The sequence below is a fragment of the Streptomyces sp. NPDC043867 genome, assembly GCF_056435845.1.
In genome coordinates this window covers 28,119-46,449 of the sequence record NZ_JBWKDS010000037.1, presented here as the reverse complement: position 1 = coordinate 46,449, position 18,331 = coordinate 28,119, and the positions used below count along the sequence as shown (strand labels likewise).

General features: G+C 72.2%; 11 protein-coding genes. 2 read left to right on the top strand and 9 right to left on the bottom strand.

What is annotated here, in order from left to right; translation table 11 throughout:
* Nucleotides 1–91: 91 nt before the first annotated feature.
* The 6 genes from AC069T_RS29595 to AC069T_RS29570 all read right to left on the bottom strand — a co-directional run bounded on the left by AC069T_RS29595 (nucleotide 92) and on the right by AC069T_RS29570 (nucleotide 9,787).
* Nucleotides 92–1,444: a phospholipase D-like domain-containing protein gene (locus tag AC069T_RS29595; RefSeq protein WP_478785666.1), complete on the bottom strand. Its 1,353-nt coding sequence runs from the start codon at nucleotides 1,442–1,444 to the stop codon at nucleotides 92–94.
* A 266-nt stretch (nucleotides 1,445–1,710) separates the two neighbouring features.
* Nucleotides 1,711–5,850, bottom strand: a complete 4,140-nt coding sequence (locus tag AC069T_RS29590) for an Rne/Rng family ribonuclease (RefSeq protein WP_478785665.1) — start codon at nucleotides 5,848–5,850, stop codon at nucleotides 1,711–1,713.
* 246 nt (nucleotides 5,851–6,096) lie between these two features.
* Nucleotides 6,097–6,930 carry a TIGR03936 family radical SAM-associated protein gene (locus AC069T_RS29585; protein ID WP_478785664.1) on the bottom strand — a complete coding sequence of 278 codons (834 nt, stop codon included), beginning with the start codon at nucleotides 6,928–6,930 and terminating at the stop codon, nucleotides 6,097–6,099.
* Nucleotides 6,931–6,978: 48 nt separating this feature from the next.
* Entirely contained in the window at nucleotides 6,979–8,208 is a 1,230-nt protein-coding gene (locus AC069T_RS29580) for a hypothetical protein (protein WP_478785690.1), read from the bottom strand.
* Nucleotides 8,209–8,387: 179 nt separating this feature from the next.
* Nucleotides 8,388–9,011, bottom strand: a complete 624-nt coding sequence (locus AC069T_RS29575; RefSeq protein WP_478785663.1) for a lamin tail domain-containing protein — start codon at nucleotides 9,009–9,011, stop codon at nucleotides 8,388–8,390.
* Between the two features lie 410 nt (nucleotides 9,012–9,421).
* Nucleotides 9,422–9,787: an amphi-Trp domain-containing protein gene (locus tag AC069T_RS29570; protein WP_478785662.1), complete on the bottom strand. Its 366-nt coding sequence runs from the start codon at nucleotides 9,785–9,787 to the stop codon at nucleotides 9,422–9,424.
* Nucleotides 9,788–9,981: 194 nt separating this feature from the next.
* Here AC069T_RS29570 and AC069T_RS29565 point away from each other — a divergent pair, with 194 nt between their 5' ends.
* On the top strand, nucleotides 9,982–10,821 hold the full coding sequence (locus tag AC069T_RS29565; RefSeq protein ID WP_478785661.1) for a class II glutamine amidotransferase: 840 nt from the start codon (nucleotides 9,982–9,984) through the stop codon (nucleotides 10,819–10,821).
* Between the two features lie 63 nt (nucleotides 10,822–10,884).
* Nucleotides 10,885–12,315 carry a DUF2252 domain-containing protein gene (locus tag AC069T_RS29560; RefSeq protein WP_478785660.1) on the top strand — a complete coding sequence of 477 codons (1,431 nt, stop codon included), beginning with the start codon at nucleotides 10,885–10,887 and terminating at the stop codon, nucleotides 12,313–12,315.
* A gap of 65 nt (nucleotides 12,316–12,380) precedes the next feature.
* Here AC069T_RS29560 and AC069T_RS29555 read toward each other — a convergent pair whose 3' ends face one another.
* The 3 genes from AC069T_RS29555 to AC069T_RS29545 all read right to left on the bottom strand — a co-directional run bounded on the left by AC069T_RS29555 (nucleotide 12,381) and on the right by AC069T_RS29545 (nucleotide 18,264).
* Nucleotides 12,381–14,441: a restriction endonuclease gene (locus AC069T_RS29555; RefSeq protein WP_478785659.1), complete on the bottom strand. Its 2,061-nt coding sequence runs from the start codon at nucleotides 14,439–14,441 to the stop codon at nucleotides 12,381–12,383.
* Nucleotides 14,442–14,687: 246 nt separating this feature from the next.
* Nucleotides 14,688–16,649, bottom strand: coding sequence for a TIGR03960 family B12-binding radical SAM protein (locus AC069T_RS29550; protein WP_478785658.1), 1,962 nt, complete (start codon nucleotides 16,647–16,649; stop codon nucleotides 14,688–14,690).
* A gap of 97 nt (nucleotides 16,650–16,746) precedes the next feature.
* Entirely contained in the window at nucleotides 16,747–18,264 is a 1,518-nt protein-coding gene (locus tag AC069T_RS29545) for a CYTH and CHAD domain-containing protein (RefSeq protein WP_478785657.1), read from the bottom strand.
* Nucleotides 18,265–18,331: the final 67 nt, after the last annotated feature.

The window sequence follows — 18,331 nt, the reverse complement described above, 5'->3', positions numbered from 1 at the left end:
TGCGGCGCGCCAGGGGACACGCCGACGGTCAAGGTTACGGGGCCGCAGCCGAAAGGGTCAAACCAGGCCGGGCCCGCGACCGTGCCGCACGTCACGTCGTCGGCTTCTCGCCGTCGTCCGGGAGCGGCTTCACGCCCCTGCACAGGTCCGTGGTGTCCGCGGCACCCGGGTACGCGACCGGCCGTACGCGGTCGAAGTGCGCCCGGTACATGTCGTGCACGGCGTCGTCGTCGACCTTCACGATCGACTCGTCGTTCTCGCGGAGCGCGGGCCCGGTGTAGTTCCCGGAGCCGGTGAAGCTGACCTTGTTCTGCACGCCGTCGTACATGCCGTCGATGAGGATGTACTTGGAGTGGATGATGAACGGCGTGGTCAGCTTCTGGCCGGGGTTCAGCGGGTCCCGGTCGTCGTTGTAGCAGCGCACCGAGGGGCCGCCGGTGGTGTGCAGCTTCTCCCAGGTGCCCTTGGTGCCGCCGGAGCTCTTGGCGCTGTCCGTCTCGGCGTACACGACGCTCACCGAGCAGCCCGCCTTCTGCAGCGAGACCAGCTTCTCGGCGATCGCCATCCTGGTCAGCTTGAAGATCGCGACCCGGACCCTGGTCTTCTGCGTGACCCCGGCGGCGTCCTTGTACGAGCACTGCACGTTGTTCAGCACCGAGTAGACGGTGTCGGTGTCCCGCGTGTTGCCCTCGCGCGGGAAGAAGTACGCCTTGTACAGACCGTTGCTGACGGTGCGGTAGTTCCAGGACGCCCAGTCACGGGCGACCATCGTGTCGAAGTAGTCCGAGTACGCGTCGTACATCGTCGGGTTGTTCGGCAGCAGCAGCGCGTCGTTGAAGAAACGGGTGTGCGCGGACGGCGTCGAGTTCGACGTCGTCTCGACGACCACGTTCGTGGCGCCCTGGACCGCGGAGAACAGCCAGAACTTGTTGTGCATGATCGACTGCCCGAACTTCGGGTCGCCGAGGCAGGACTTCTTCGCCGGGCACGTGCTGACGTACGAGCCCTTGGCGCGGTCGGTGCCGAGACCCGCGGCCAGCGTGCTGTACGACGTGTTGGCCGGACGGTCGCTGACGCTGGACTCGTCGAGCAGGACCTGGACGTTGACCCCGCGGTCCTTCGCGGCCACCAGGGCGTTGACGACCGACGCCTCCCACACGTGGTACACCGCAACCTTGATGACCGAGCCGGGCAGTGCCGCGTTGGTCAGCTCGATCAGCCGGGTACGGATCGCGTACTGCTGATCCGTGGTCCCCAGCGGGTCGTTGAAGATCGGCCCCTCGGTCCACGTCGGACCGCCCACCGCCTCCGCGGTGCCCGCCGACGTCGCCGCCTGGACCCCCGCGGCCGACAGCACCGTGGCCAGCGCGACGGCCTGGCGTCCTCCCTTGACCGGCTTCACAGCGCGGTGCCGCCCCGTGCCCGTCAGGCGCACGCGCGCCATGAAATCCCCTCCCCTGACACGAGCAAGCCGTCTCCCCAACGCCGCCCGTGAGTTCATCCGTGTGACTGCTTGAGTTTTACATGTAGCTGTTCGTGTTCCAAGCGGCGGGGGGTGGCCGCGGGAGCGGAGAAGCCCTGAAAACCCGTCAGGGCGGACAGAAATCCCCGCTCAGGCGCCCGCGCCCCGATCCGTTCCCGCTCTGTCCGCACATACGTACGCCCCCTGCCCGGCGGTGGTCACCGCCGGGCAGGGGGCGTGCGGTCTGCTCAGTCCTCGTCGGTGGAGGCCGTGACGGTGGACACCGTCCGCTCCGCCGCCGCGGTCTTCTTCGACGTCGACTTGGCGGCCGTCTTGGTGGTCTTGGCCGCCGCCTTCTTCGCCGTCGTCTTCTTGGCGGCCGTCTTCTTGGCCGCGGTCTTCTTCGTGGCGGCCTTCTTCGCGGTCGCCTTCTTGGCCGTCTTGCGGGCCGTCTTCTTCGCCGGTGCCGACTCGGCCGGCTCCTCGGCCGGCGTCTCGGCACCGGCCGCCTCGGGCGCGGAGTCCTGTACGGCGGGGGTCTCCGCCGCGGCCGACGGGACGACCACGACGGCCGCCTCCTCGGACGCGGTGGGCGCGGTCGCCTTGCGGACGGCACGGCGGCGCGGACGGGCCGGGGCGGCGCTCTCGGCGGGCGCCTCGGCCTGCCCGGCGGCCGGCGACCCGGCCACCGGCTCCGACACGGGCTCCGGCTCCGACACGGGCTCCGGCTTCGGCTCGGCGACGGGCTGCGGGGAGACCGCGACCGTCACCGCCGCGGCCTCGTCGGACGCCTTGGGCGAACCGGCGGGGGCCGACACCTTGCGGGTGGCCCGACGGCGCGTACGGCCCTGCGGAGCGGACACCTCGGGCGCCGGGGCCTCCTGGGCGGGCGCGAGCTCCGCGGGAGTCTCGGCGGCCACAGGTGCCTCCACGGGGGCCGCGGGCGCCTCGACGACCGGGTCCTCGACGGCCACCGGCTCCGCCTCGGCGGCGTCCCGGGACCTGGCAGCACGCTCCTCGCCCCGCGGCGCACCCGCCGGAGCGGACGCACGCCGGCCGGTCCTGCGCCGCGAACGGCCCCTGGACGCGGCGGCCTCGGCCTCGGCGGCGCTGCTGTACAGCTCCTCGTCCGGCTGGAACTCGGGGGCCGGCAGCGCGGCCGGCACGGCGGCCTCCGCGGCCACCTCGGCCTCGGTCTCGGCCTCCGGCTCGGCCTCGAACGTCTCCGCGGCCTCGTGCTCGTACTCGTGCGTGTGCTCGCCGCCACGGCCGCGCTTCTTGCGCTTGCCGCCGCCACCGACCGAGGTCGGCTGCTCCATGTGCACGATGACGCCGCGGCCGTTGCAGTGGACGCAGGTCTCCGAGAAGGACTCCAGGAGGCCCTGGCCGACCCGCTTGCGGGTCATCTGCACGAGGCCCAGCGAGGTGACCTCGGCCACCTGGTGCTTCGTACGGTCCCGGCCCAGGCACTCCAGCAGCCGCCGCAGCACGAGGTCCCGGTTGGACTCCAGGACCATGTCGATGAAGTCGATGACGACGATGCCGCCGAGGTCGCGCAGCCGCAGCTGACGCACGATCTCCTCGGCCGCCTCCAGGTTGTTCCTGGTGACGGTCTCCTCGAGGTTGCCGCCCTGCCCGGTGAACTTTCCGGTGTTGACGTCGACCACGATCATGGCCTCGGTCTTGTCGATCACCAGCGAACCGCCGCTCGGCAGCCAGACCTTGCGGTCCAGCGCCTTCATCAGCTGCTCGTCGATGCGGTGCGTCGCGAAGACGTCGACCTCGGAGGTCCACTTCGACAGGCGGCCGGTCAGATCGGGCGCCACATGGGACACGTATCCGTGGATCGTCTCCCACGCCTCGTCGCCGCTGACGATGACCTTGGTGAAGTCCTCGTTGAAGATGTCGCGCACGACGCGGACGGTCATGTCCGGCTCGCCGTACAGCAGGGTCGGAGCGTTTCCGCTCTTCGCCTTCTTCTGGATGTCCTCCCACTGCCCCTGAAGCCGCTCGACGTCACGGCGCAGCTCGTCCTCGCTCGCACCCTCGGCGGCGGTGCGCACGATGACGCCCGCGTCCTCGGGGACGATCTTCTTGAGGATGGTCTTCAGCCGTGCGCGCTCGGTGTCGGGCAGCTTGCGGCTGATGCCGGTCATCGAGCCCTCGGGCACGTAGACCAGGTAGCGGCCCGGCAGGGACACCTGGCTGGTCAGCCGGGCGCCCTTGTGACCGATCGGGTCCTTCGTCACCTGGACGAGGACCGACTGGCCGGACTTCAGCGCGGACTCGATGCGACGCGGGCCGTTGGCCATGCCCAGCGCCTCGAAGTTGACCTCACCGGCGTACAGGACGGCGTTGCGGCCCTTGCCGATGTCGATGAAGGCGGCCTCCATCGACGGCAGCACGTTCTGGACCTTGCCCAGGTAGACGTTGCCGACGTACGAGGTCGACTGCTCCTTGTTGACGTAGTGCTCGACGAGCACGTTGTCCTCGAGGACGCCGATCTGGGTGCGGTCGCCGTTCTGGCGCACGACCATCACGCGCTCGACGGCCTCGCGGCGGGCCAGGAACTCGGCCTCGGTGATGATCGGGACGCGCCGGCGGCCCTGCTCGCGGCCCTCGCGGCGGCGCTGCTTCTTGGCCTCGAGACGGGTCGAGCCCTTGATGGACTGCACCTCGTCCGACGGGTGCTCGTCCTTCTTGCCGCGCGGTTCGCGGACCTTCGCGACCGTCCGCTCGGGGTCGCTGTCCGCGGTCTCGACCTCGGCGCCCGAGTCACCGGCGCGACGGCGGCGACGGCGGCGGCGACGGCTGCTGCTGGAGCCCGAACCGCCCGCCTCCTCGCGCTCGTCGGCGTCCTCGGCGTCGTCCTCGGTCTGCTCGGCGGTGTCCTCGGCGTCCTGCGCGGCCTGCTCGTCGGCGTACTCGTCGTCACCGGAGTCGGTTTCGGAGTCCCCGGCCTCACCGCGGCGACGGCGGCGGCCACCGCGGCGGCGACGGCGGCGGGAGCCGGTGTCCTCGGTGTCGTCACCCTCGACGGCGTCCTCGGCGGACTCCTCCTCGTCGACGGTCTCCTCGGGCTCGGGCTCGGGCTTCGGCGCGGCCTGCGTGCTCGCGGCGGGCTCCTGGTCACCGCCGCGGCGGCGCCGGCGGCGGCGCGGGCCGGCCTGCTCCTCGACGGCCTCCACCGTCTCCGTGGGCTCCTCCGCGGCCTCCTGGACCGGCTCCTCGACCTCCTCGGCGGCGGCAGCGGCGGCCCGCTCCGGGGTCTGGAACATCGGCTCGGCGAAGACCGGCGCCTGGAAGACGGCCACGGCGGGGCGCGCGGGACGTCGCGTGGAGTCGCCCTCGTCGGTCTCCGGCGCTGGCGCGGAGAAACCGGCGGCGGCCTGGCGGGTGGCGCGGCGACGGCCACCACGGCGCGGCGCGGCCACCTCCTCGGACTGCGTGAACTGCGCGGTCCCGGCGGCGGGCTCCGCCACGGCGGCAGGCTCCTCGGGCCGGCTCTCGCCGGCCACGGGGGCCTCCACCGGCTCGTCGGCGGTGGCGCCCTCGGGCGCACCGGCGGGCGTGGTGACGCGTCGGGTGGCGCGGCGGCGGGAGCGACGGGGGGCGGCGTCCTCGGCCGCCTCGGCGGGTTCCGGGGACTCCACCGGCTCAGCGGCGGGAGCGGATTCCTCCGCCGGGGTGAGGGGGGCCTGGTCCGCGGCCTCAACCGTCTCGACCGTACGGGCGGGCGCCGAGGCACGGCGCCGGGTACGGCGGGCGGGGGCCGCCTCCTCGACGGGAGCGGCTTCGACGGGGGCGGCCTCGGCGGCCGAGTCGGCCGGTACGTCCGCGGGGGCCGCGGACTCGGCCGGGGCCGGTGCGCCGGCAGGCGCGGAGGCGCGACGGGTGGCCCGCCTGCGGGAACGGCGCGGCGCGGCGTCGTCGTCGGCCTGCTCGGTCACGGACCCGGCGGGGGCGGCGGACTCGGCCGCGGGCTCGGGGGTCTCGGACACGGCGACGGCGGGCACCACGGTCTCCGACTCGACGTCGGCCGTCGGTGCGGCGACGGGCGCGGTCGCACGCCGGGTGGCACGGCGCCGGGCGCGGCGCGGGGCGCCGTCCTCGGCGGCGGCGGGGGCCTCGGCCGCCGTCTCTGCGCTCTCTTGCACCTCGGGCGTGTCCGTGGCATCGGTCGCGGTCTCGTCCGTGACGAGCTCGGCGGACGACGCGGCCGGTACGGCAGGCGCGGTGGTCTCGGCCGCCGCTTCGGAGGCGGCGGACGGCGGCCCCGCGGGACGCGAGGCGGCGCGGCGACGGCGTCGCGGCGGCAGCGTGTCGCTGGGGCTGGTGTTGTCGGCGGAGCCCGTGGAGGGCTCGGCGGGTTCGGTCGGCTCGAGCATGCGGGTGGATCTCCCGTCAGGCTCCCGGGCGCCGCGCCTGGCCCGGATGAATCCGGTGACGTCCGCGGCTCGCGCGATGCGCGGTGCCGCCGTCCGGGGCGCGGGCGCCGCACGGGAGCTCTCTGTGTCCTGTCTCGCCGGTTCCGTACGCCATGTGTGCGCACGGCCTGGCGAAAGTCTTGTGGTCGGTGCGCTGCCCGACCCAGGTGGCTCCCGAGTGCCAGGGCGGCGCTACGACATCCGTCCTTACGCGGAACCTTCCGGCACCGGCGCCTTCGCGGCGGCAGTGCCGGCGACCCCTGGGCGATCGGCCGGGGCGGCCATGGCTGCCTCGCGGTCGGGCGCGAGCGGGTCGGTCACCGTGCCGGTCTCTTCATCGAACAGCCCCTGCGCCAGCCTGGTCACCGCTGCGGCGACCGGCGGCGCCAGGTCGGCCACGGCGCGGAGACCGGACAGGACGTCGTCGGGTCGAACGGCAGGCGTCACGTGCCGAACAACCAGCCGCAGTATCGCACAGGGCTGGTCCGTCGGCCTATCGGCCTGTGGATCGGGTGCCCCGTCCGGCGAGGTCGACGCCTCGGATTGGGGGCCGTCGGCCTCCAGCCCGGCGACGGCGGCGCGGGCGTCGAAGGTGCGCATCCCGTTCTTGGTCCTGCGCTGCACCTCGACGGTCTCCGCCGCGTTGAAGGCGTCGACCGCGCGCCGGGCGTCCTCGGGCGTCACGCCGTCCAGGCGCAGCTCCCACACGGACGCGGTGAGCCGGTCGGCGAGACCCGAGGTGCGGGCCTCGACGGCCTCGGTGATGTCGAGCCCGGTGGGCAGCGACTCGTCGAGGAGCTCGCGCAGCTTGTCGGGGTCACGCGCCTCGGTGAGCGCGATCTCCAGGTACTCCGCCTCACTGCCCGTGCCGGTGGGTGCGGCATTGGCGTACGACACCTTCGGGTGTGGCGTGAACCCCGCCGAGTACGCCATCGGCACCTCGGCACGGCGCAACGCACGCTCGAAGGCGCGCTGGAAGTCACGGTGGCTGGTGAACCGGAGGCGGCCGCGCTTGGTGTAGCGCAGTCGGATGCGCTGCACCGCGGGTGCGGGCGGCGGGCCTTCGGGCTGTCGCTTGCCCAGTGTCGTTCAGTCCTTCGTGAGAGCGGTCGTTCTGCTGCCTAGAGTACGTGTGCCATCGGCTTCAGGTTCCCGCCGGGCCACCGTCCGCCGCTCCGGGAGCGCGCCGAAGAGCGCCCTGCGGACGTCGGCGCGGGCCTGCCGGACGGACTCCCGGGCCGCGGTGACGGCCTGCCGTGCCGTGCGGCCCGCACTTCGGGCGGCGTCGGCCGCGGGGCGCAGCACCGCGTCGCGGATGACGTGCCCGGCGGGGGTGAGCACGGTGCGGTACACCCACCTGACCGGCTCCACGAAGAGCAGCCGCAGGAGCCGGGCGAGGACGCGCCCGACGGCGAGCGAAACGTGTCCGGCGACCCGCCAGGCGTGCCCGAGGGCCTCGCCTATCTCCCGTCCGACGACCACGAGCGCGCGGCCGGCCGGCGCGAGGACCCACCGCCACAGGGCGAGCGCGGGGAGCACGAAGAGGATCCTCAGCGTCCAGTGGAGGACGGCACCGATCCCGGTGAAGATCAGCCGTACGAGCCGTACGAGCCCCCGTGCGGACCAGGCGATCCCCCGCCCGACGGGGGCGAGGATCCACTCGTACAGCCACAGTGCCGGTACGACGATCAGATATCGCGCCAGCCAGGCGAGGGCGGTGTACACGCCGAGACCGACGGCCCCGAGGACGCGCCCGAGCGCCCTGACCAGCCAGGCGAGCCCGTGCCCGACAGGCGTCAGGACGTGTGCGTACAGCCGGGTGAGCCCGGCCCGCCCAGCCCGGAAGAACCAGGTGAGCCCGGCCCACACACCGCCGCAGAACCAGGCGAGCCCCGCCCATACACCGCGGAAGATCCAGGCGAGTCCGGCGCCGGCACCGCGCGCGGCCCAGGCGACCGCATGGCCGACCGGCGTCAGCACGGTCCGGTAGAGCCACACCACGGGCACGACCAGCAGGCGGTACGCGAGCCACCCGAGTCCTTTGCCCGCCGGCGCCACGAGGTACCGCCACAGCAACACCCAGGGCTGGACGAACACCGCCCACGCCAGCCACGCCAGCGCGCGTCCGGCCGGCCGCAGCACGGTGTCCCGCAGGAACCGGCCGCCGACGACCAGCGCGTCCCACCCGAGCCGCACCGGCACGACCAGCACGAGCACCACGATCCGCACCGGTATGCGGATCGCGACGGCCAGGCACCCCTCGCCCTGCGGCGCTTCGCGCCCGGCGGGCCGCCCGGCGGCCGTCTTCTCCAGTTCCATACCGGAGTAGACGCCCCGAGAGGCCGGATGGATGCGGAACACCCGGGGCATTTCGCCTCGCCGTCTCCGCGGGGCCCCGGCACGCCGAAGCGGTGTCCCGGGTGGCCGTGGAAGCCGCCCGGGACACCGCTGCCGGTCAGACGTCCTGCGGGGCCTCGAGCGGGCCGCGCCGGCCGGGGTCAGTGACGGTCGTGGCCGCCACCGTCGCGGCCACCGCCGTCGCGGCCGTGGTGCCAGCCGCCCTCGCGGCCACCGCCGTCCCGGCCGTCACCGTCGCGGCCGTGGTGCCAGCCGCCGTCGCGGCCTCCGCCGTCGTGGCCGTGGTGCCAGCCGCCCTCGTGGTGGCCGCCGCCGCCGTGACGGCCCCAGGACTCGTCGTCGACGCGGCGACCGCGGTCGTCGCGCAGGGTGGCGGTGTCGGAGTAGTTGTCCCACACGTAGGTGCGGCGGTCCTGGAAGACGTCGTGGCGGTTGTCGTGGCCGGATCCGGTGTGGACGCGGACGGTGGCGCGTCCTTCGAGCCGGAAGTGGCGGAAGGTGTAGGTGTCGCCGTCCCGGGACCGCAGGGTCCAGCCGTCGAGGTTGACGTCGCGCCGGCCGGTGTTGGTGAGGTCGATCCACTCCCTGTTCAGGGAGCGGTTGGAGTTGTTGTCATGGCCGGGCGAGTCGTACTGGACGTCACTGATGACCACGCGGTCACGCTGATGGCCGCCGTCCGCGGAGGCGGGGAGGGCCGTCGCGCCGAGTGCGGCGCCGGCTGCGAGGACCGCGGCGGCGATACGGCGGCTGGAGCGAGAAGACATGAACGTCCCCCAACTGTGCGAGCCCCGCCGGCCGGGCCTGACCGGCCGGCGAGGACGATGTGCGTTCCCGGCGAGTGCCGAGGACCCACAGCTTGGTCATGCGCCGTGACGTCAGGCAGGTGTCCCGGTTGGTGTTGCCGTATGCGGACATTTCCGTGACCGTCAGATGCAACATTCAACAGATCCGGCCGGGCGCGGGCATCGGATCGTTGCGACCTGCACCCACCGCCGCAGGTCACCGTGGAAGCGATTTCCAGCTCCGCACGCGCCCCCGCCGCACCCCCTGCGCGCTCCGGAGCGATGGCGCGAATTACACGTAACACGATGAAGCATCACATTCTCGATGCCGTGTTCCACAAGGTAGGAAAAGGTTCGATTCGGCACGCCAATGGCTCGGTCCTGTGGCGCGGTCAGGGTGTCCGCGCGGCGGACCGCTTCGCGCTCTTCCTGCCGGCGCCCGTGCCGCTCCGGTCGGCCCTGGCGGGTGCGCTCTTGCGCTTCGCGGGCTCCTCCGGAGCCGAGTCCGCCCGTGACGCGGCTCTCCTGGCCGACGCGGTCGGCCACCTGAGCTCGATCTCCAGCTCGATCTCACCGCCGCCGATCTCCACCTCGATCTCGCTGTGCAGGTCGTCGGGGATCCGCAGGCTCAGAGTGCTCGGGCCGAGTTCCATCTCGGCGTCGCCGCCCTCCCTCAGCGCGGCGGCGAGTGCCGTGAGCTGGTCGGCCGCCTCGATACGCGACAGGGAACGCTTCTGCTCGAATTTGAGGTCTTTCACGGCGATCTCCGATCCGGCGGAACTGGCGGACGCCTACCAATCTCGCCGCACCGGGAGCGCCGCGCACCTCGAGGCGTTCCTGCCTCCGAGTGCACCGGGCGCGGTCGCGGCGCACGCTGGGAACATCGCACCGCGACCGCAACCGGGGCCCGCAGGCACCCGGGCTCTCGCAGACCAAGCACAGGTGACCGCTCATGTGCCGTTGGCTCGCTTACTCGGGAACACCCCTGCTTCTCGACACCATCCTCTACAAGCCGGCTCACTCGCTGATCGACCAGAGCCTCCACTCCCGGCTGGGTGTGGAGACGACGAACGGCGACGGCTTCGGCGTCGGCTGGTACCCGGAGGAGGACGGCGCCGGCACTCCCGCCCTGCTCCGGGAGATCGGCCCCGCCTGGAACAACCGCAACCTGAGGGAGATCGCGGATCACGTCCGCTCACCGTTGTTCTTCGCCCACATACGGGCGTCCACCGGCACGGCGGTGCAGCAGACGAACTGCCACCCCTTCCGGCACGGCCGCTGGATGTGGATGCACAACGGCGCCATCTCGGGTTTCCACCTCATGCGCCGCGACCTGTCACTGCTCGTCGACCCCGGGCTGTACTCCGACATCGAAGGGACGACCGACTCGGAGGTCATGTTCTACCTGGCGCTCACGTTCGGTCTGGACCGGGATCCGCCGGGTGCCGTGGCGCGGATGGCGGGAGTGGTGGAGCGCAGCGGCCGCGAGCACGGTGTGGAGTTCCCGCTCCAGATGACGGTCGCGGTGACCGACGGCGAACGCGTGTGGGCGTTCCGCTACTCGAGCCAGGGCTCTTCCCGGTCGCTGTTCCACAGCACCCGCGTGGACGCCCTGCGCCGGCTGCATCCCGACGTGGCGTTCCTGCGGGAGGTGTCGGACGAGACCCGCCTCATCGTGTCCGAACCCCTCGGTGATCTGCCCGGCGCCTGGAACGAGGTCCCCGAGAGCAGTTACGGCGTAGTGCAGGCCGGCGCCGACGAGTTCCATCCCTTCGTCCCGGCACCGGCGTAACGCCACCGCGCCGCCGCATGGGCGGGACCCGGGGGGCCGACGGTCGAACCAGGAGGATTTTTCATGCCCCAGAACGCGACCACGGCGATGCGGGCCGCGCCGCACGCGACACACGAGGAACGGGCGGCCTTCGGCAAGGAGGCACGGCGCCGTTCGCCGCGATCGGATCACGGCGTGTACAGGCCCGCTCCCGACCGGCCGGACCCGCTGGCGATCCTGGAGGCGCAGTCCGCGGCACGGGTCCCCGAACTCGTCCCGATCCGCTACGCCCGGATGATGGAGTCTCCGTTCCGTTTCTACCGGGGCGCCGCCGCGATCATGGCCTCGGACCTGGCCGGCAGCCCGGTGTCGGGGCTCACGGCCCAGCTGTGCGGGGACGCGCACATGCTGAACTTCCGCCTCCTCGCCTCACCGGAGCGGCAGTTGATGTTCGACATCAACGACTTCGACGAGACGCTGCCGGGCCCCTGGGAATGGGACGTCAAACGGCTGTCCGCGAGCTTCGTCATCGCGGGCCGGGCGAACGGCTTCGACGACGCGGAACGCGCACGCATCGTGAGCGCCACCGTCCGCTCGTACCGTGAGTCGATGATCCGCTTCGCGGGCATGGGCAACCTCGCCGTCTGGTACACGAAGGTCGACGCGGACATCCTCGCGGCCATGGCCGAGGGCAAGCTCCGCAAGCGCGGGCAGAAGCGACTGGCCCGCGCCATGGCCAAGGCCCGTACCCGCGACAGTCTGCAGGCCTTCGACAAGCTCACCGAGACGGTCCGCGGCCGGCCACGGATCGCGGCGGACCCTCCGCTGCTCGTCCCGGCCGGCGACCTGCTGCCCGACGTCGAACGCGACGCGCTCGTACGCCGGTTCCGGGCGCTGACCGAGCGGTACGGCCGCACTCTCTCCGCGGACCGGCGCACGCTCCTCGCGGACTACCGGCTCGCCGACGTCGCCCGCAAAGTGGTCGGCGTCGGCAGTGTCGGCACCCGGTGCTGGATCTTCCTCCTGCTCGGCCGGGACGACCAGGACCCCCTCTTCCTCCAGGCCAAGGAGGCCGACACCTCCGTGCTCGCCGCACACGTCGGCGCGAGCCGTTACGGCAACCAGGGCGAGCGGGTCGTCTCGGGCCAGCGGCTGATGCAGGCCACCAGCGACATCTTCCTCGGCTGGGAGCGCGTGGACGGGATCGACGGCAGGCAGCGCGACTTCTACGTCCGCCAGCTGCACGACTGGAAGGGCATCGCCGTGCCCGAGCAGATGCGGCCGAGGGGCATGCAGGCGTTCGGTGAACTGTGCGGGGTGACGCTGGCGCGGGCGCACGCGCGCTCCGGCGACCGCATCGCGATCGCCGCGTACCTGGGCGGCGGCACCTCCTTCGACCGAGCCCTCGTCACGTTCGCGGAGACGTACGCCGACCAGAACGAGCGCGACCACCAGGCCCTGATCGACGCCGTACGCGCGGGCCGCCTCCCCGCGGAGGAAATGCCGCAGGCCTGAATCCCGGCGCGGGCGCGCGGGCGAGCAGAGCCGTAGCCCTCACCGCGGACGGGTGCGCACGGGCGTCACTCCACTTGGATGCCGTAATCCTGGACGAGCTGCTCCAGGCCTCCCGGATAGCCCTTTCCGCCCAGCACGAAGTCCCAGTCGCCACTGGATCTACGGCGGAAGGAACCGAGCACCAACGCCGTCTCACCGGACCGGCCGTCCGAGACCTCGAGTCGGCCGAGTTCGGTCAGCCGGGGGTCCAGCAACCGGATGCAGGCTTCGGTGAACCCTGACAGATCGGCATCCGGGTTGACCTCCGGATCCACTGCCGCCACCAGCACGAATCGATCAGCCCCCGTCGGCAGCGCGTCGAAGCTGACACGTATGGCCGCCTTGTCCGGTGCCGAAGCCGGTAGTGCCCGTACCGAACCGTCGGGGGTCCGCGGGTTGTTGAAGAAGACGAAATGGTCTTCGCTGAGGACCCGGTTGCCGCTGCAGACCAGGGCGCAGACGTCCAGCTCGACCCTGCCGGACCACGTCATGCCCAGCACGTTGTAGTCATCCTCGCGAACGGCGGGCCCGGACGGCGCCGGCTGCGCGGGGGCCTGCCGCCCGCCCTCCCCCAGGCGTCCGCGGAGCCCGTGCCGGTGCAGTAGGTCCACGAGTTCGCGGCCCGAGATCAGCTCCAGCGGCTTACCCCGGGCAAAGGTGTGCGAGCCGGGGCCGAAGCCCGACGTCGTCACCAGAACGCCCTTGTTGGCGCCGGCGTCCTGGACCGTGCCGTACAGGTCACGCACCGCGGTGGGCGGCACCGTGTTGCGGTACCGCTTCACCTGGACCACGATCTTGCCGCCTCGGATGGGAGTCGGGTCCAGCGCGTCGACATCCACACCGCCGTCGTTCGAGCGCTGAGTCGTCACCGCCTGCATCCCCATCGCGCGGAACAGGTCAGCGACGAGGGACTCGAAGGCGATCGGGTCCATGTCGTACAGGTCCGGCTCCTCCTGACCGCCTGCACGGGTGCCCACCTGGGCTCCGACGTCCCCGAGGTGCCGGCACGGCCGTACGGAGGTGAGCTGGTCGGGCCGGGTCGTGAGCTGTCCCCGCAGCGCGTCCGTCAGGCAACTGGCCGCGTCCACCTGTGCCAGGTGCAGACCGGCGAAGGCTGCACGCCCGGCCATGACCGTGGCCAGGAAAATCCGGGCTTGCCTGCCCGTCGAGGGATCGGGCGCGTCCACGAAGCCGTTCAGCGCCACCGAGTCGAGAATGCCGTACTCGTCCGCCGCGAAGAGCTGGTGCAGGGCCAGGAGCACGCTCTGTGCCAGCACCTCCCGGTACAGGGCACGGCGCTGCGTCACGGGGCGCGCCGTCTCCTTGTCCTGGTCCTGGGCCGGCACGTATCTCACCGACTTCGCCTCCGGGACGACGTCATAGCCGGGCAGCTCCCAGTCCAGTACCAACTGCCGCGCTGCCGGATCGAAAGCCGCCGCCGCCTGCCGCGGGAACCCTTCGGGCCAGGCAGTCGAGGAGTAGAGGGCGGCGGAGAAGAACTCGACCACCGATTCGGGGTCGCCCCGCCCGACACCCGCGGTCACCTCGGCGATGCCGGCGTTGTGCCGTCGCACCTCGGCCCGCTGCGCCTCGGCCCTTTGGTCGTGGTCCCGCTGGGCGGCGGCCAGTTGCCGCAGTCGCTGTGCCTCCACAGCCTGTGCCGCGTGCCAGTCGTGCTCGAAGCGTGACCGCGCCTCGGCTTCCGCCTGCGCCCGCCGGGTGGCGGTCCAGCCGCCCTGTGCCCGGTACTGGTTCGGATCCGGCATGCGTGCGGGCCATGCGAGCTGTCCGGGGTCGAACGGCGGAATCTCCTCCACACGTGTCAGCGACGACGCCCTGAAAGCCGGCGCCCGGCAACCATCCGCCAGGAGTCCTCGCAGCGTCGCGACCTGTGCGTCCAGCTCGGCCGTCCGCTGCCTGGCCTCCGCCTGCCGGTACTCCCGGTGCTCCTGCGCGGCCCGTCGCTGGTGGTCCCGTGCCTGTCGCGCTTCCTCCCGACGTCGCCTCTGCTCGGCCTCGGCCTGCCGTTGGTACTGGCGCTGCGCTTCAGCCCAGGTGTTGACAACGCCGGCAGAGCGACGACTCATGCGCTCGGATCCTCCCCAGGACGTCGGCACCGCCGACCGAACTCTGGTTGACCCCACAACCAGTTGTGACAATCCGACTTTATCCAGTAATCGCTGTCCTGGATATCAACTTGCCGAGGGGAACTGGGATCGGCGGTCCGTGCCGGTCACCGGCGTGCTCCCGGGAAGGCGGGGATGCCTTGGAGCCCCCTCCGGACCGGAGGGGGCTCCAAGGATGGCGTCGGCCGGCGGGAGCGGCCGTCGGCCTCAGTGTGTGTGGCCGCTCGCCGCGGGCGTCGGTGTCGCGTTCTTGACCGTGAGCGGCAGGAGCTTCTTGCCGGTGGGGCCGATCTGGATCTGGGTGTCCAGCTGCGGGCACACCCCGCAGTCGAAGCACGGGGTCCAGCGGCAGTCCTCGACCTCCGTCTCGTCGAGGGCGTCCTGCCAGTCCTCCCAGAGCCAGTCCTTGTCGAGGCCCGAGTCCAGGTGGTCCCAGGGCAGGACCTCCTCGTAGGTCTTCTCGCGCGTGGTGTACCAGTCGACGTCGACGCCGAAGGCGGGCAGCGTCTTCTCCGCGCACGCCATCCAGCGGTCGTAGGAGAAGTGCTCGCGCCAGCCGTCGAAGCGGCCGCCGTCCTCGTAGACGGCGCGGATGACGGCGCCGATGCGGCGGTCACCGCGGGAGAGCAGTCCCTCGACGATGCCGGGCTTGCCGTCGTGGTAGCGGAAGCCGATCGAGCGGCCGTACTTCTTGTCGCCGCGGATCCTGTCGCGGAGCTTGGTGAGACGGGCGTCCGTCTCCTCGGCGCTGAGCTGCGGCGCCCACTGGAAGGGGGTGTGCGGCTTGGGGACGAAGCCGCCGATCGAGACCGTGCAGCGGATGTCGTTCTGGCCGGAGACCTTGCGGCCCTCGGCGATGACGTTCATCGCCATGTCGGCGATCTGGAGGACGTCCTCGTCGGTCTCGGTGGGCAGACCGCACATGAAGTACAGCTTCACCTGGCGCCAGCCGTTGCCGTACGCCGTGGAGACCGTACGGATCAGGTCCTCCTCCGAGACCATCTTGTTGATGACCTTGCGCATGCGCTCGGAGCCGCCCTCGGGGGCGAAGGTGAGGCCCGAGCGGCGGCCGTTGCGGGTCAGCTCGTTGGCGAGGTCGACGTTGAAGGCGTCGACGCGGGTGGAGGGCAACGAGAGACCGATCTTGTCCTCCTCGTAGCGGTCCGCCAGGCCCTTGGCGATGTCGCCGATCTCCGTGTGGTCCGCGGAGGACAGGGAGAGGAGGCCGACCTCCTCGAAGCCGGTGGCCTTCAGGCCCTTCTCGACCATGTCGCCGATGCCCGTGATCGAGCGCTCGCGCACCGGACGGGTGATCATGCCGGCCTGGCAGAAGCGGCAGCCCCGGGTGCAGCCGCGGAAGATCTCCACCGACATGCGCTCGTGGACGGTCTCCGCGAGAGGGACGAGGGGCTGCTTGGGGTAGGGCCACTCGTCGAGGTCCATGACCGTGTGCTTGGAGACGCGCCACGGGACACCGGACCTGTTCGGCACGACGCGGGCGATCCGGCCGTCGGCGAGGTACTCGACGTCGTAGAAGGCGGGGATGTACACGTTGCCGGTCTTCGCGAGGCGCAGGAGGACCTCCTCGCGCCCGCCGGGACGGCCCTCCGCCTTCCAGGCGCGGATGATGTCCGTCATGTCGAGCACGGCCTGCTCGCCGTCGCCGATGATCGCCGCGTCGATGAAGTCCGCGATCGGCTCGGGGTTGAAGGCGGCGTGGCCGCCGGCCAGGACGATCGGATCGTCGAGCGTACGGTCCCGGGACTCGAGGGGGATGCCCGCGAGGTCCAGGGCCGTCAGCATGTTCGTGTACCCGAGCTCGGTGGAGAAGCTGAGCCCGAACACGTCGAAGGCCTTCACCGGGCGGTGGCTGTCCACGGTGAACTGCGGGACCCGGTGCTCGCGCATCAGTGCCTCGAGGTCCGGCCACACGCTGTACGTGCGCTCGGCGAGGACGCCCTCGCGCTCGTTCAGCACCTCGTAGAGGATCATGACGCCCTGGTTGGGGAGTCCGACCTCGTACGCGTCGGGGTACATGAGGGCCCAGCGGACGTCACAGGCGTCCCAGGGCTTGACCGTGGAGTTCAGCTCTCCACCGACGTACTGGATCGGCTTCTGCACATGCGGGAGCAGAGCTTCGAGCTGCGGGAAGACCGATTCGGCAGGCATCGCGAACCTTCGTGAGCTGGCGGGGGCACCCCCCGGCCGGAGGCTGGGGGGAGGGTGACCATCTAGCGTAACGCGGCCGGACGGTCCCCCCGCACGCTCAGGACGCGGCCCTGCGCACGGCCTTGCGCCACGCCCGCGGCAGCGCGTCCTCGTCGGCCGCCGCCCGCCGCTCCTCCCGGCCGTACAGCACGCCGTAGGTGAACGAGCTCTCGCCGGCGGCCTGTGCCTGTTCCGCGAGATCGCGCAGGGCGTCGCGGGACATCACGCTGTCCTGGTGGTCGCCGAGCAGCTTGGTCAGGGACTTCATCGCCCTGGTGGTGGCCTCGGCGCGCTTGCCGAGGGCGGGAGCGGCGGCTTCGGCGGCGTACCGCGTCCGCTTGGCCTTCTTGCGGGCCTCGTGCAGCGCGAGGTCGCGGTCCCGGCCCGGCGGCAGGCCGGTGGCCCGGGCGACCAGGCGCGACAGCCGGTCGAGGTCCTTGCGGACCGCGGCGTCGAGGACCTTCCCCGGCTTGCCGCCGGCCGCCTTGCGCAGCGGCGGGTCGGAGACCAGCGCGTCGAGGGCGGCCAGCAGGTACAGGTGGCGCCGGCTGTCGAGGGCCTCGGTGAGCCGTTGCCGGGAGCCGGAGTGGCGCTCCCGGGACCAGGTGCGCAGGCGTTTGCGCACCGGGCCGGAACGCAGCGTCCCCGGGAGGTCGTCCAGGGCCGCCGCCAGGCGTTTGGTGATCACTTCCTGGTCGCGGTCGCCGGCCAGCTCCCCCGCCAGCCACTTCAGCTCCGTGCGGATCGGGTCGGTGACGGTGCGGTCGAGGACGTTGTCGAAGGAGCGCAGGGTGTTGCGCAGGCGGCGGGTGGCGATCCGCATCCCGTGCACGGCGTCGGGCTGGTCGCGCCGGACGGCCGGGTCCAGCTCGACGAGGGCGTCGCGCTGCTCGCGTACGTAGGCGAGGACGTGGTCGCCCGCGGTGACCGGCTTTGCGGCGGGCGGCTCCCCGGCGGGCCGCCCGGCCGCCGCCCCGGTCTCCGTCAGCGCCCGGGCCAGCTTGGACGGGGCGGCGGAGCGGTGCAGCCCGGCCTTGCGGAGCTTCTTCTCGACCTTGTCCAGGAAGGCGGGGTCGCCGCCGTCGGCGAGCTCCACCTCGATCTCGGTCCACTGCGCGGTGCCCTTGCCGCCGAGCCGCTCGGCGCGCACCCGGTCGACGCTGACCTCGGCGAGCAGGCCGCCGGAGTCGTCCACCAGGTGGCGGACGTCGCGGGAGGACCGCAGGCGTACCAGGGGGACGAGTGCGGCGTCCCGGACGCGGGAGCGCACGAGGGAGGTGAGCGTGGCCGGCACGGTGTCGGAGAGGGGCGCGTGGATCTCGTCGCGTACGCCGTCCGCCACGGGGAGTTTCAGGTGCCAGCCCTCGTCGTGGCCGCCGGTGCGGTGGCGCAGGGTGATGGCCGCGGCTGCCAGGAGCTGGTCGGCGGTGTCGTAGTAGGTGGCGTCGAGTTCGTCGACGCCCTTGCCGATGACGCTCCCGACTCCGGGGACGTCCGTCAGGTCGGGCAGGCCCGCGCCGCCTCCGGCCGCCGGGCCCTCGTACTTCCGCTCGATCTCTCGTTTCGTGTCCGCCATGTAACGAATCTAGACGCGATTCGGGGCCGGGGGCAGTGCGCCCCCGGCCCCGGACCGGCCCCTGGTG